Origin of the sequence: Lysinibacillus phoenicis (assembly GCF_047238325.1) — a bacterium.
Classification (GTDB): domain Bacteria; phylum Bacillota; class Bacilli; order Bacillales_A; family Planococcaceae; genus Lysinibacillus; species Lysinibacillus irui.
In genome coordinates, this window is the sequence record NZ_JBDFMP010000002.1 from 121,955 (window position 1) to 135,883 (window position 13,929).

A 13,929-nucleotide genomic window follows, 5' to 3' on the forward strand; every position below is an offset into this window, starting at 1 on the left:
ATAGTAAGGAGGGGATTTACTTGATTGAAATTAATGGCCGCTTTACGGATGCAAAAATATTTGCTCAAACAGCGCTCCAAACAGCAATCGACCAAATTCAAGAATTGACAGATCAGGCGTTTATGGCTGGCACGAAAGTACGTATTATGCCAGATTATCATGCGGGCAAAGGCTGTGTCATTGGCACGACTATTCAATTGCAGAATCGTGTTGTTCCAAACCTTGTTGGAATTGATGTAGGATGTGGTGTATTTGTAGCACAATTAGATGTTTCGACTGTCGATTTTGCAAAGCTAGATTCTATCATCCGTACACATGTACCAAGTGGACAGGAGATTCATAAGGAAGTATCGCCTGCCCGTCAATTTTTAGAATTTGAAGGTAAACAATTTCGAGCAAGCGGTTTGAAAGATGAGTATACCAATCTGTCATTAGGTACTCTTGGTGGTGGCAATCATTTTATCGAACTTGCCAAGGATGAAGAAGAGCAGCACTATTTACTAATTCATACAGGCTCACGCTATGTAGGAGCAAAAGTAGCTAATTGGCATCAAAAAAGAGCATATGAAAATTTACGTCGACAAGATTTGACGGAAAAAATAGCAGAGCTTAAACGACTAGGGAGAGAAAAAGATATACAACCAATGATCCTCGCCTATAAAGAACAAAATCCTGCTGTGCCGAAAGAGTTAGCCTATTTAGAGGGTGACTATTTCCATGACTATATTCATGATATGAAGATTGCTCAACAATTTGCACGTATGAATCGTTGGACTATTGCCGAAATAATCGCTAAACAGATGGGGTGGCATTTCACGGATACATTTGATACGATTCATAACTATATTGATACTGAAACAATGACACTTCGCAAAGGGGCTGTTCGAGCCAATAAAGGAGAAAAGCTAGTTATTCCGATGAACATGCGCGATGGATCACTTATTTGTATTGGAAAAGGCAATGCAGAATGGAATTATTCAGCGCCACATGGAGCAGGGCGTATATTCTCACGACGAGCTGCTAAAAAAGCATTGAATATGAACGATTTTAAAGACACGATGCAGGGCATTTGGACAACATCCGTCAATGAGGAAACATTGGATGAGGCACCGATGGCTTATAAGCCAATGTCAGAAATAATATCGGCCATAGGAGAAACTGTAGATATTGTCAAAGTCATTAAACCTGTCTATAATTTTAAAGCAAATGAGGCAGCAAAACCGTATGAGAGAAAGGGCAAAGTGGATGATTAGCCATTCTATTCTCAATAGGCTATAAATGGTATAATATAGCTTTACATTAATGAAATGGGTGGTTTTTTGGTATCTTCAAAAGATGTGGCAAAGTACGCTGGTGTTTCACAAACAACTGTATCGAGGGTGTTGAATACGCCAGAGCTAGTAAAGCCAAAAACAATTGAAAAAGTAATGAAGGCGATTGAGGAACTAAACTATATACCGAATGATATAGCAAGATCGCTTGTTCAGCAAAAAACAGGCATTATTACACTAATTTCAGGACCATTACATAATCCTTTTTTTGTTGATACAACAACAGCGATCGTTAATTATGTCAATGCTCGAGGCTATAAAGTCAATGTCTATTTTGGGACAGAGGACAATTTAAACTCGATCTATAATGCCGTTTTAGAAACGAAGGCGGATGCCATTATTTTATCTTCTATGCTATATCAGGATGAGCTATTTTTTAAACTAGAAAAACGCGGAATTCCCTTTATTATGTTTAATCGTAAGCATCAAGAAAATAGACATTTTGTAGAAATTGATAATGTGCATGCTGGCTATCTTGCGGCAAATCATCTCTTATCTTTAGGGCATCAATCGCTATGCTGGATAGGTGGTCCACATCAAATGAGCACCTTCTATGGTCGCTATCAAGGATTTGTCCAGGCTTTAAAGCAACATGGAATAGATGACAAAACTGTGCCTACATTTTTTACAAACACCAATAAAAATGAAATTGAACGCGCCTTTGAGGAACTATTAAAGTTGGATAGAAGACCTACAGCTATATGTGCGGCTACAGATGCTATCGCTATTGAAATATTGAATCTATGTTTAGAGAGAGGGTTCAAGGTTCCAAGCGATTTCAATGTCATGGGCATTGACAATGTTGAGCTTAGTAAACACCACTCCATTGCCTTGACGACAGTAGGTTTAACGTCAGAAGAGAACTTAGGTTTTATAGCGATTGAAAAATTATTTGAGGTTATGGAGAAAAAAAGTTCTTGCATTAGACAAACAGAGTCTGTTAAACTTTTTCCAAGAAATACAACGTGTAAAAATGAACTGATGTAATATCAGTTTGTTTTTTACACTATAATGGTTACGTATTCATTTCTTTATTTTCTGAAATGAATACGTAACCATAAAGAAAGGAGTGAATCAAGTTGAAAAAGGGCTTATGGATCAACGGAGAATGGAAGATGACTGCTGAATGGGTGGAGGTCCTAGCCCCTTATTCACAAGAGGTATTGGCACAAATTGCGATGGCCACAGAGCAAGATGTAAAGGAGGCCATTGAAAGTGCACAGGCCGCAGCTCCTCAAATGGCTGCATTAACGGCTTTTCAACGAGCAGAGATATTAGAGCATTTATCCACCCTTTTTGCAGAAAATCGAGAGGAAGCGGCGAGTATTATTGCTATGGAATCAGCAAAGCCGTTAAAGTATGCCTACGCTGAAATTGATCGCACAATTGAAACGTATAAATTTGCCGCTGAAGAAGCGAAGCGTCTAACTGGTGAAATGATTCCTATGGATGCATCGAAAAATGGAGAGGGGCGTTTTGCTTATACAATTCGTGAACCAATAGGTGTCGTGGCAGCGATTACCCCCTTTAACTTTCCCCAAAACCTAGTGGCCCATAAAGTAGGCCCGGCATTAGCAGCAGGCAATACAATCGTTCTAAAACCTGCCACACAAACAGCACTGTCTGCTCATTTTCTAGCTAGGTTATTGGCCCAAACTAATTTACCAGCAGGTGCCTTTAATCTCGTAACAGGTCAAGGAAAATTAGTAGGCGACGTGTTTTTAGCACATCCAAACGTTAAAATGATTACGTTTACAGGAAGCCCAGCAGTAGGGATTTCTCTACGCAATCGAGCAGGTTTGAAGAAAGTAACTTTAGAATTAGGCTCCAATGCAGGCGTAATTATTGATGAAGGGGTACAGCTCGAGCGTATTATGGATCGTATTGTAATGGGGGCATTTTCCAACCAAGGTCAAGTCTGTATTTCTCTACAGCGAATCTATGTTATGGAGAGTATGATTGAGGAATTTTTAACGCTGCTGAACGCCAAAATCGAGCAGCTGACTATTGGTGATCCAATGGATAGTCAGACAGATCTAGCAATGATGATATCACAAGCTGAACAACAGCGAGCGTATCAATGGATTGAAGAAGCGGTTGCTGAAGGAGCACAAGTGATTACTGGAGGCCGCATTGACAATCATATTTTATTGCCTACGGTTCTATATAATGTTCAACCACAGAGTCGTGTGTCTTGTGAAGAAATTTTTGCACCTGTCGTTACTGTCAATACAGTATCGACTATTGAAGAGGCGATAGCGGCTATCAATGACTCTCACTATGGTCTACAGGCGGGTATCTTCACACCTTCTATTCAGACAGCTTTTCAAGCTACGAAAGCATTGCAGGTAGGTGGGGTCCTGATTAATGATGTACCTACCTATCGAGTCGATCATATGCCATATGGTGGTGTAAAGGAAAGTGGCACTGGTCGTGAGGGCATTAAATATGCATTAGAAGAAATGACGGAAATGAAGCTAGTAATATGGAATAACCAATAATCACGAATGGAGATGGGAAAATGAAAATGATTAAACAACACCCAAAATTGTATGTGATGGACAATGGTACGATGCGAATGGATAAAAACTATATGATTGCGATGCATAATCCTGCAACGATCGACCATCCAAATCAGCCAAATGAATTTGTGGAATTCCCAGTTTATACTGTTCTAATTGATCATCCAGAAGGCAAAATTTTATTTGATACAGCGTGTAATCCAAACTCGATGGGACCAGAAGGACGTTGGGGTGAATTTACGCAAAAAGCATTTCCTATCAATATGCCAGAAGAATGCTATTTACATCACCGATTAGAAGAATTAAATGTTCGCCCAGAGGATATCAAATATGTCGTAGCTTCTCATTTGCATCTCGACCATGCAGGTTGCTTAGAACTGTTTACAAATGCGACGATTATAGTGCAGGAGGACGAGTTTAATGGCACATTACAAACATATGCCAGAAATGTAAAAGACGGTGCCTATGTATGGGGTGACATTGATATGTGGATTAAAAATAATCTACAATGGCGTCTCATTAAACGTGGCGAGGATCATGTGAAACTAGCAGAAGGTATACAAGTATTGAATTTTGGTAGTGGTCATGCTTGGGGCATGCTAGGGTTGCATATTCAAATGCCTGACACAGGTGGCATCATTTTAGCTTCAGATGCCATATACACAGCTGAAAGCTTTGGTCCTCCTGTCAAGCCACCAGGCATTATCTATGATTCTGTAGGCTATAATGCAACGGTTGAACGGATTCGAAGATTAGCACATGAAACAAATTCACAAGTATGGTTTGGACATGATCCTGTTCAATTCAAATCATTTAGAAAATCGACGGAAGGCTATTACGAGTAGATAGGAGTAGAGAAGCCATGCATAAATTAACCTTTACACCTGCTAGTTATACTGGCTGGGGCTGTTTGAGTCAGCTTCTGCTAGAGGTAAAGAAATTTAACGCTTACAATATTTTAATCGTGACAGATCCATTATTAAAAGAAATAGGTTTAACAGATTATGTTGAAAAGCCTTTAATTGAAGAAGGCTACAAGACAACCATTTATACCGATATTGCACCAGAGCCTCCGCTCGCAATTGGAGAAAAACTGGTTGATTTTACGAGAAAGCATCCATTTGATTTAGTGATTGGTGTAGGTGGGGGCAGCGCACTAGATTTAGCAAAGCTTGCCGCTGTATTAGCAACACATGATGGAAAAGTGGCAGATTATTTAAATCTAACTGGAACAAAAACAGTAGAAAATAAAGGATTACCTAAAATCTTAATTCCAACTACTTCTGGGACAGGCTCGGAGGTAACTAATATCTCTGTGCTGTCACTCGACACAACCAAGGATGTCGTGACACACGATTATTTACTAGCAGATGTAGCGATTGTAGATCCTGCCTTAACGATTTCCTTACCAGCGAAGGTGACGGCTGCGACTGGTGTAGACGCGTTAACTCATGCGATAGAAGCCTACGTATCAGTAAATGCGAATGCAGTAACAGACGCACTTGCACTACAAGCTATCCGATTAATTAGTCAGTCAATACGAACAGCTGTCCATAATGGGCAAGACAAGCAAGCGCGTACCGATATGAGTTATGGCAGTTATTTAGCAGGCTTAGCTTTTTTTAATGCCGGTGTAGCCGGTGTTCACGCTTTAGCCTATCCGCTTGGAGGTCAATTCCATATTGCTCATGGTGACTCCAATGCAGTGCTGTTACCATATGTTATGGGCTATATCCGACAAAGTTGTGAGAAACGTATGAAAGATATCGTCGATGCGATGGGGGTATCTTCTATCTACTTATCACAGCAAGAGGCTTCCTATAAATGTGTAGAAGCATTACAACAACTAATTAAAGATGTTCAAATTCCTTCCACTTTACAAGGATTCAGTATACCTGCTTCAGCACTCGAACAGTTAACAGAGGATGCAACCAAACAAACACGTATTTTAGCACGCAGTCCTATGCCATTAGAGCGAGATGATATTTATCAAATTTACCTTGCTGCCTTTGATGGCGAAGTCCGTGAACCATAGAGAACATGAGAAACGTTGATTTTTCAGCGTTTCTCTTTTTTTGCTTTATGATATAAATACTTGGAAAAACCTGAACGAAATAGCACGCTCAACAGTCTAATCATTAGAGGGGAGTGAGGAAGTTGGATGAACAAGCATTAGTAAAGCGTGCCATCGCTGGTGATGAACAGGCATTTCTTTGCCTTATTCAAAACCATGAACAGACATTGTATCGTATTGCCTTTGCCTATTTAAGAAATGAACATGATGCTGTAGAAGCCGTTCAGGAAACAACCTATCGAAGCTTAAAAAAAATACATACTTTAAAAGAGGTAGCTTATTTTGGTACATGGCTTGTCCGAATTTTACTCAATATTTGCTATGATATGCGAGAAAAAAGATTACGTGTAGATTTACAGGAGAATGTAGAAATGGGTGATCATACACAGGATCATCAACGCTTTGAAATGACTGATATTATTGTAAAATTACCAAAAGCACAGCAGGAGCTCATTTTTCTTAAATATTTTCATGACTTACAAAACAAGGAGATTGCTGCACTACATAATATCCCCGAGGGTACGGTTAAATCTAGATTGCATACAGCACTAAGCAAGCTAAAACACTACTTTATGGAAAAGGGGGAGCATTAAATGAGGGACAGGTTTGATTATGATAAATTCGCCCAGGAATTAACACAAATAAAAGTACCACAAGAGCAATTGGTCAACGCACGCTTGAAAAGTATGAATCGCTACCATTCTGAAAAACGAATACGTCAACGAATTTGGCAAAGCCTTGCTATCGTAACGATATTGATAGTAGTGCTAGTAACATCTATTCGTGTATCTCCTGCACTTGCAAATAGTTTGGCAAAAATACCTATTTTTGCACCAATTGTCCATATGATCAACGATGATAAAGGTGTCCAAGATATTGTAAATAATCAATATTACGAGGAGCTTGGCGTGTCACAAAGTAAAAATGAATTAACGTTTACACTTCAAGGTGTTATTGCGGATGAAACAGGGATGATCCTCCCTTATACATTAACTGCCCCATTCGATATTCAACAGCTCGACATCAAGAACATACATCTCAAACTGAATGGTGAAATAATACCCGTAGGTCTGGGATATGGCTGGTATCATGGAGAAGAAACGAAGGTCATTGAGGAAAATTTTCAAGTAACATTTAACGAGCCGATTAATTATCAAGGTGCACAATTTGAATTAGTAATACAAGTTAATGATCAACAGCAAACAACTTTTTCCATCCCATTCTCAGTGAAAAAACCAATCGCCAAAGCTAAGGTATATGTAGTAAATAAAGAACTGAGCTTTGAAGGCCAGCATATAACGGTAAAATCTGTTTCTATATCGCCACTTCGAACAGGTATTACAATGGCTCTTAATCCCCATAATACGATGCGGATTTTAGGCTTTGAGGATATTCGTATGTTGGACGAAAGGGGAGAGGCTTGGACAACGATTCAAAATGGTCTGACAGCAACAGGGACTTTACTAGATGGGGAAGCGACATTCTATCTGCAAAGTAATTATTTTAGGGAACCTAAGCAGTTATCATTAGCCATTGGGAAAGTAGTAGCCCTACCAGTAGGTCAGGATTATATAGAGGTAGATTTTAATAAAAATAAGGTGTTAGCAAAGCCACCACTAGCAGGGCTAGCTATACAAGTGAATGATCAGATGGTAACCTTACATGCACCAAAGCACTCTCAAGATAAATTAAGTGCATTTCTAGGAAGAGCAGTCGATGCTCAAGGCACTGAATTTTATAGTAATGGCTCTAGTCATTCTGGTCCGAAAGAGGATCAAATTGTCCAGAATGAAAGCTATGATTTAAAGGGTATTGTGAACCCAGTACGGATTTACTTTAATTATTATGAAAATTACCTAGAGGGAACAGAAATAATAGATCTTCCATTGAATTAACAAAAAAATCTGCCGTGGATGGCAGATTTTTTAAAATCACATGTTACGCTTCCGCATCTGGTGTAAAAGTACGGGTAGCCAATTCAGCATCAAGCATAAAGATGGCGTTTGAGTCATTTTCGATACGTTCAAATTTACGAATTAATGTATCAAATGTAGATTCTTCTTCCACCTGCTCGTCAATGAACCATTTTAAAAAGGCCATTGTTGCATGCTCGCGTTCATCTAAAGCGATATCTGATAGATTATAAATACGACGTGTCACTTCTTTTTCATGAGAAAGGGCAGTTTTAAAGGCATCTAAAATCGATTCAAAATGATTGTCTGGGCTATCAAAGCCATGAATCGTTGCGCGGTAACCCATATCACTTAAGAAATTATAAAATTTCATGGCATGGAAGCGTTCTTCTTCTGCTTGTACTAAAAAGAAGTTAGCGAAGCCATCATAATCTTGATCAGTGCAATAGGCTGCCATTGCCATGTAGGCATGTGCAGAGTAAAATTCAAAATTCATTTGTTCGTTAAGAGCTGTGTGTAGTTTTTCAGATAACATAAAGGTTTTCCTCCTTTTGCAGTAAATGACTTCTTTACTAGTATACAGTGTAGGAAGAGGAACATACAAAAAATTTATTTTTCGTGGAAATTTATGCAAAAATGAATTGATATTCGTTCTCAATTAGAAAATTTATTCCAAATGACTGTTCAAGGAAAAATGAAAAAATCGCTTCGACATAAGTCTTAGCGATTTTTTCAACTTTATTGTTCTTGTTGTTTTTGATTTTTGACACCGACTAAGTAACCACCAAGTGCGATAGCGACTAAGACAATCCAGAATGTAGCTTTCCATACAGTCGAATGTGGGAATTCGTGTGGAATAACGCCCAGTTTTTCATGTGCTAATGTTAAAACAGCTAATTTTACACCAACCCAGCCTACAATTAGGAAGGCTGCAGTTTCAAGTGAAGGGAATTTATCAAGAATTTTAACAAACCATCGAGCGGCAAAACGCATCATAATGACACCAATAATACCACCTAAGAACATGACAGCAAACTGACCAGCATTAATGCCACCGATATCAAATTCACCGATATGTGGTAATGTTACGGCGATGGCCACGGCTGCTAAAATTGAATCGACTGCGAACGCGATATCAGCAAGCTCGACCTTGACAACCGTCATCCAGAAGCCAGATTTCTTTTTAGGCTCCTGCACTTCTTCGGAGTTTTGCGAAGCCTTCCGTGAATCATAAATATGCTTAATCGACATAAACAATAGATAGGCAGCACCGATCGCTTGAATTTGCCAAAAATTTACGAGTGTCGTGATAAGGAATAGTGCGGCAAAACGGAAGATAAATGCCCCGACCAATCCGTATAATAAAGCTTTTTGTTGCTGTCCTTTTGGTAAATGCTTAACCATAACAGCCATCACCACTGCATTGTCAGCTGCTAATAAACCTTCTAGTACGATTAATACGATGAGTACCCATGCGTATTCTAAAAATATTGCCTCCAAATGTATTTCCTCCTTTAAATTTTGAACAGAAATGAATGGCGTGCTTCTAACTTATTCTTTCCTAATTTTAAGCAAAAGAAAAAGACCCCTGCCTAAAAAATAGGCAAAGGTCTTGCTAAGCAATTAACTGTTCGTTGCACAGAATGTATTCTGTGTGACAAGAAATGCCATCACACCCGATGGTAGATACCATGTAATGACGAATGTGAAATCAGATGCATCGATCGCATCTGCTAGCTACTCCCCTTTGACAATAAAGTCAAAAGCTATTCAGTTCTTACATAAATAATAGCATGCGGAAAAATGAAAGTAAATAAAAATATACTGCTATGGAGAAAAAATACTTTTCCGTTATGTTTGCACAAATGGTACTATTAAAAGATAGGCGAAAATTTTACAACTTAGAAAGGAGACAAACATGTATAGAAAATTTTTTTCCTACTATAAACCACATAAACGTTTGTTTGTCATCGATTTTTCGAGTGCTATCATTGTAGCCATTTTAGAGCTAGCTTTTCCACTTGCCGTTCAGTGGTTTATCGATGAACTGTTACCAACAGGCGATTGGAACATGATTGTGAAAGTAAGTATTTTATTGCTGCTTGTTTATGCAATTAGTACTTTACTGAACTTTATCGTCAACTATTTAGGACATAAACTCGGCATTAATATTGAGACTGATATGCGACAGGAATTATTTACACATGTCCAAAGACAATCATTCCGTTTCTTCGATAATACCAAAACAGGGCATATAATGAGCCGCATTACGAATGATTTATTTGATATTGGTGAGTTTGCCCATCATGGACCAGAGGATTTATTTATTGCCATTATGACCTTTGTTGGGGCCTTTGCTATTATGTTCAATGTGAATCCGACACTCGCTTTAATTGCAGCGATTATGGTGCCATTTTTAACATGGCTTGTGACTTTTAGTAATATTAAAATGAATAATGCTTGGAAGACGATGTACGGTAAAATTGCTGATGTCAATGGGCGTGTAGAGGATAGTGTATCTGGAGTGCGCGTTGTGAAATCCTTTACAAACGAGGATTTTGAAATTAGCCGATTTAAAGAGCAAAATGGATTCTTCCGCTCGGCAAAATTGTATGCTTATAAAATTATGGCCGGAACACACTCCAGCATTTATATGATGACTCGCCTTTTAACATTAGTGGTGCTAGTTGTCGGTGCTTGGCTAAGCTTTAATGGCAAGCTATCTTATGGGGAGCTCGTGAGCTTTGTCTTATATACAAATGTACTTATCAAACCAATTGATAAAATTAGTGCATTATTAGAGCTTTACCCAAAAGGGATGGCTGGCTTTAAGCGATTCCGTGAATTAATTGAGCAGGATCCTGAGATTCAAGATCGTGAGGATGCGAAGGTCATCAAACATTTAGATGGTGATATTGCGTTCAACAAAGTGCACTTTAATTACGACTCATCCAAACAAGTTTTAAAGGATATATCATTTGATGTAAAAGCTGGACAAACCATTGCCTTTGTAGGACCATCAGGAGCCGGTAAAACGACGATTTGTTCGTTAATTCCTAGATTTTATGAGGTCTCTAAAGGTGCGATTACGATTGACGGTATCGATATACGCAATATGACACAGGCTTCATTACGTGCACAAATTGGTATCGTACAGCAGGATGTCTTTTTATTTACAGGGACTATTCGTGAAAACATTGCCTATGGAAAACTAGATGCTAGTGAAGCAGAAATTCGAGAGGCAGCGAAAAAGGCTCATTTAGAGGCATTTATCGCAGAACTGCCAGAGGGCTATAATACCCAAATTGGGGAACGAGGCTTAAAATTATCAGGTGGCCAAAAACAACGTCTAGCTATTGCTCGTATGTTCTTGAAGAACCCACCAATCTTAATTTTAGACGAAGCAACCTCTGCATTAGATACGGAAACAGAGATGATTATCCAGCAGTCTTTAACCGAGCTTGCTGAAAATCGAACAACGTTAGTTATTGCCCACCGATTGGCAACCATTCGCAATGCAGATCGAGTATTAGTTGTCACACCGAACGGCATTGAAGAAGACGGTACTTATGATGAGCTAGTTGCACAAGATGGAATCTTTGCTAAGCTCCATCATATTCAATTCCGGAAAGGACAAACAGAACAAAGCATGCAGAAGGATTTTGTTGAACTAACGTAAGTTAAGGAAAAGGGAGAATGATATTGCATCATCTCCCTTTTTTTGTCTATTCTTCTACATCATCTAACTGTTTGTAATAACTCTCTACAATAGGATGAATATCTGGGGTTGAATCGTAATAGATATCATCAATTTCATTTAATGTAAAGGAAAATTCTTTTTTGCCATCTAAAAGTTTAATGCCATATCGCCATCCAGAACGCTCTTCTTGATTGGTTTGTGGCGTAAATTCTACATCTTTAATTAGATTTAAAAAATCATTGATTTGTTCTTGCTTTGTAATTGTTTTGTAATAGCCAGTTGAACCATCTTGAATAATTACTTTATCCACCTGTTCAATTTGAGCATCTTGATAAAATTTTTCTAGTGTTTGTGTCTTTCCATGAGAACAAGCAGAAAGTAGAAATAAAATTCCGACTATTACCCCAAACACTTGTTTTTTCATTCAACCACCCCCAAGTTTAATTCTACCACCTAGATAAAAGCACAAGATGATATTGGATAGATTTTATGATAAATTTTGAATAAGGAATAATTTTTAAACGACAGTGACTAAATCTTTCATGAAAGGTTGAGGTGAAGCAATGGATAACGAGAAAATCATTGGTCAAACGAAAAGTGTAGGCTTTCAAATAGGTGTTAGAAGGACTTTTCCTTTTTCACAGGAGCAAGCTTGGGCATTAATCATTGCTAAGGAAGGTTTACATTCATGGGTAGGGGATGGTGCTACTCTTCATTTGGAGCCTGGGCAGAAGTATCACTCTAAAATCGGGGCAGGGGAAATTAGAATTGTTAAACCGTTAGAGCAGCTTCGACTTACTTGGCAAAAGGAAGGGTGGTCAAGACCATCCACCGTTCAAATTCGTATTCTACCAAAAGAAAGTAATAAAACTACGATTAGTTTTCACCAAGAACATCTTTCTGATCAGAAAGTGCGAGAAGAAATGAAACAATATTGGGAAAGTGTACTGGACAGTATTAAAGCGAGGGCACATACTATTTGAGAAAAAAGCATCCCTACTTTTTGATCTGACCCAAAAAAGTTAGACATATTTAGTTAAGCTACTTCTAAGACCTGAGTTCGGTACTCCACCGGGCTTAGGTCTTTTAATTTTGCCTTCATTCGTTTGTGATTGTAATAGTGAATATAGTCATGAAGTTCCTGTTCGAAATGTGCCATGGATTCAAATTCTTGTAGATACAGGAGTTCAGATTTTAATAAGCCAAAGAAATTTTCTATGACTGCGTTATCTAAACAATTGCCCTTACGGGACATACTTTGCGTAATCCCATGTTGTTTTAAGGTTCGTTGATACTTTTTCATTTGATAGTGCCAACCTTGATCCGAATGAAGAACGACTTGATCACCTGATTGAATGCGCTCCAATGCTTGTTCTAGCATATCATGGACGAGGTTATACACTGGACGATTCATTACCGTGTATGCAATAATTTCGCCATTACATAAATCAAGGACTGGTGATAAATAGCGTTTCTCACCAAATAGATGGAACTCTGTCACGTCTGTTACCCATTTCTCGTTCATTTTTTTCGCTGTAAAATCACGTTGTAATATGTTTGGGGCAATTTTTCCGACTTTTCCTTTATACGAACGATATTTCCTCATGCGGACTTCACATTTTATGTCAATGGCATTCATCAAACCGTTAATCGTTTTGGGATCATGAACAATGCCGTATTTTTTAAGTTCTTTAGCAATCCGACGATAGCCATAACGTCCCTTATGTTCATGATAAATGGACTGAATTGCGACTTTCACATCAGCGTATTTATCAGTACGATTCAAACGCTTTTCCCAGTAATAATACGTACTACGTGGAATATCAGCGACTTTGATTAATTCCACCACTTCATAGATTTCCTTTAGTTCGTAAATTACTTGCGCTTTGATTTGGTTGGTAATTTTTCTTTCATTTGAACTAAAGTATTCAACTTTTTTAAGTAGGCATTCTCCATTTCTAATTGTTTAATACGTGCTGTTAACGCCTCAACAGACCCTTCAGCTGGTATTGATTTCGTTGTTCTTTTTGTGTCTTTTTTCATGGATGGACGCCCCTTTTTCTTGGAAACAAGAGCATCATAACCACCAACTTCAAACTTTAATTTCCAACCCCGAATTAAGCCAGAAGATGAAATATTAAAGAGAGCAGCTGTATCAACTGAAGATGTACCTGTCTCGTTCATATAATTTAGTACATTCATTTTATAGTCAGCTGAATAGTTTGTATAGGACTTTAAGAAAGTCTCTACACCATTTTTTTGATATCGGCGAACCCATTCACTTACAACCCTTTTTGTCACTCCGATGTCTTCTGCGATTTCAATCATAGATTCATCTCCATTTAAGTATCGCTGGACTGCTTGAATACGTTGTTCAGCCTTACTTTTG

At 38.4% G+C, this 13,929-nt stretch carries 13 protein-coding genes; 9 read left to right on the plus strand and 4 right to left on the minus strand.

Annotated elements, in window-relative coordinates; all coding sequences use genetic code 11:
- Positions 1-20: 20 nt before the first annotated feature.
- The 7 genes from ABC382_RS01745 (at position 21) to ABC382_RS01775 (ending at position 7,822) form a co-directional block, all read left to right on the plus strand.
- Positions 21-1,253, plus strand: coding sequence for an RtcB family protein (locus ABC382_RS01745; protein WP_322612120.1), 1,233 nt, complete (start codon positions 21-23; stop codon positions 1,251-1,253).
- A 66-nt stretch (positions 1,254-1,319) separates the two neighbouring features.
- Positions 1,320-2,318 carry a LacI family DNA-binding transcriptional regulator gene (locus ABC382_RS01750; RefSeq protein ID WP_274793499.1) on the plus strand — a complete coding sequence of 333 codons (999 nt, stop codon included), beginning with the start codon at positions 1,320-1,322 and terminating at the stop codon, positions 2,316-2,318.
- A gap of 92 nt (positions 2,319-2,410) precedes the next feature.
- Complete coding sequence (locus tag ABC382_RS01755; RefSeq protein WP_274793498.1) at positions 2,411-3,832, plus strand: aldehyde dehydrogenase family protein; 1,422 nt, start codon at positions 2,411-2,413, stop codon at positions 3,830-3,832.
- 20 nt (positions 3,833-3,852) lie between these two features.
- Positions 3,853-4,698 (plus strand): AhlS family quorum-quenching N-acyl homoserine lactonase, encoded by an 846-nt coding sequence (ahlS, locus tag ABC382_RS01760; RefSeq protein WP_274793497.1) that lies wholly within the window; start codon positions 3,853-3,855, stop codon positions 4,696-4,698.
- Positions 4,699-4,715: 17 nt separating this feature from the next.
- Complete coding sequence (locus tag ABC382_RS01765; protein WP_412926540.1) at positions 4,716-5,888, plus strand: iron-containing alcohol dehydrogenase; 1,173 nt, start codon at positions 4,716-4,718, stop codon at positions 5,886-5,888.
- A gap of 122 nt (positions 5,889-6,010) precedes the next feature.
- Positions 6,011-6,520, plus strand: coding sequence for a sigma-70 family RNA polymerase sigma factor (locus ABC382_RS01770; RefSeq protein WP_322612118.1), 510 nt, complete (start codon positions 6,011-6,013; stop codon positions 6,518-6,520).
- Positions 6,521-7,822, plus strand: a complete 1,302-nt coding sequence (locus ABC382_RS01775) for a DUF4179 domain-containing protein (RefSeq protein WP_322612117.1) — start codon at positions 6,521-6,523, stop codon at positions 7,820-7,822.
- A gap of 43 nt (positions 7,823-7,865) precedes the next feature.
- Here ABC382_RS01775 and ABC382_RS01780 read toward each other — a convergent pair whose 3' ends face one another.
- Together ABC382_RS01780 and ABC382_RS01785 are read right to left on the minus strand one after the other, a co-directional pair.
- Entirely contained in the window at positions 7,866-8,375 is a 510-nt protein-coding gene (locus ABC382_RS01780) for a ferritin (protein ID WP_274793493.1), read from the minus strand.
- A gap of 203 nt (positions 8,376-8,578) precedes the next feature.
- Positions 8,579-9,340: a TerC family protein gene (locus ABC382_RS01785; protein WP_322612116.1), complete on the minus strand. Its 762-nt coding sequence runs from the start codon at positions 9,338-9,340 to the stop codon at positions 8,579-8,581.
- A gap of 418 nt (positions 9,341-9,758) precedes the next feature.
- Between ABC382_RS01785 and ABC382_RS01790 the strand changes: the two genes are divergently transcribed.
- Complete coding sequence (locus ABC382_RS01790) at positions 9,759-11,519, plus strand: ABC transporter ATP-binding protein (RefSeq protein WP_312507662.1); 1,761 nt, start codon at positions 9,759-9,761, stop codon at positions 11,517-11,519.
- A gap of 46 nt (positions 11,520-11,565) precedes the next feature.
- On the opposite strand, the gene ABC382_RS01795 is transcribed toward ABC382_RS01790, so the two are convergent.
- Positions 11,566-11,964, minus strand: coding sequence for a hypothetical protein (locus ABC382_RS01795; protein WP_312507663.1), 399 nt, complete (start codon positions 11,962-11,964; stop codon positions 11,566-11,568).
- 139 nt (positions 11,965-12,103) lie between these two features.
- Here ABC382_RS01795 and ABC382_RS01800 point away from each other — a divergent pair, with 139 nt between their 5' ends.
- A complete protein-coding gene (locus ABC382_RS01800) occupies positions 12,104-12,523 on the plus strand; it encodes an SRPBCC family protein (RefSeq protein WP_312507664.1) in 420 nt (139 codons plus the stop codon).
- Between the two features lie 53 nt (positions 12,524-12,576).
- On the opposite strand, the gene ABC382_RS01805 is transcribed toward ABC382_RS01800, so the two are convergent.
- Positions 12,577-13,907, minus strand: a protein-coding gene (locus tag ABC382_RS01805; protein ID WP_412927249.1) for an IS3 family transposase whose coding sequence is annotated in 2 segments (ribosomal slippage) — positions 12,577-13,481 and positions 13,481-13,907 — 1,332 coding nt in all. Because the reading frame shifts where the segments join, the coding sequence is not laid out codon by codon here.
- Positions 13,908-13,929 lie beyond the last annotated feature (22 nt).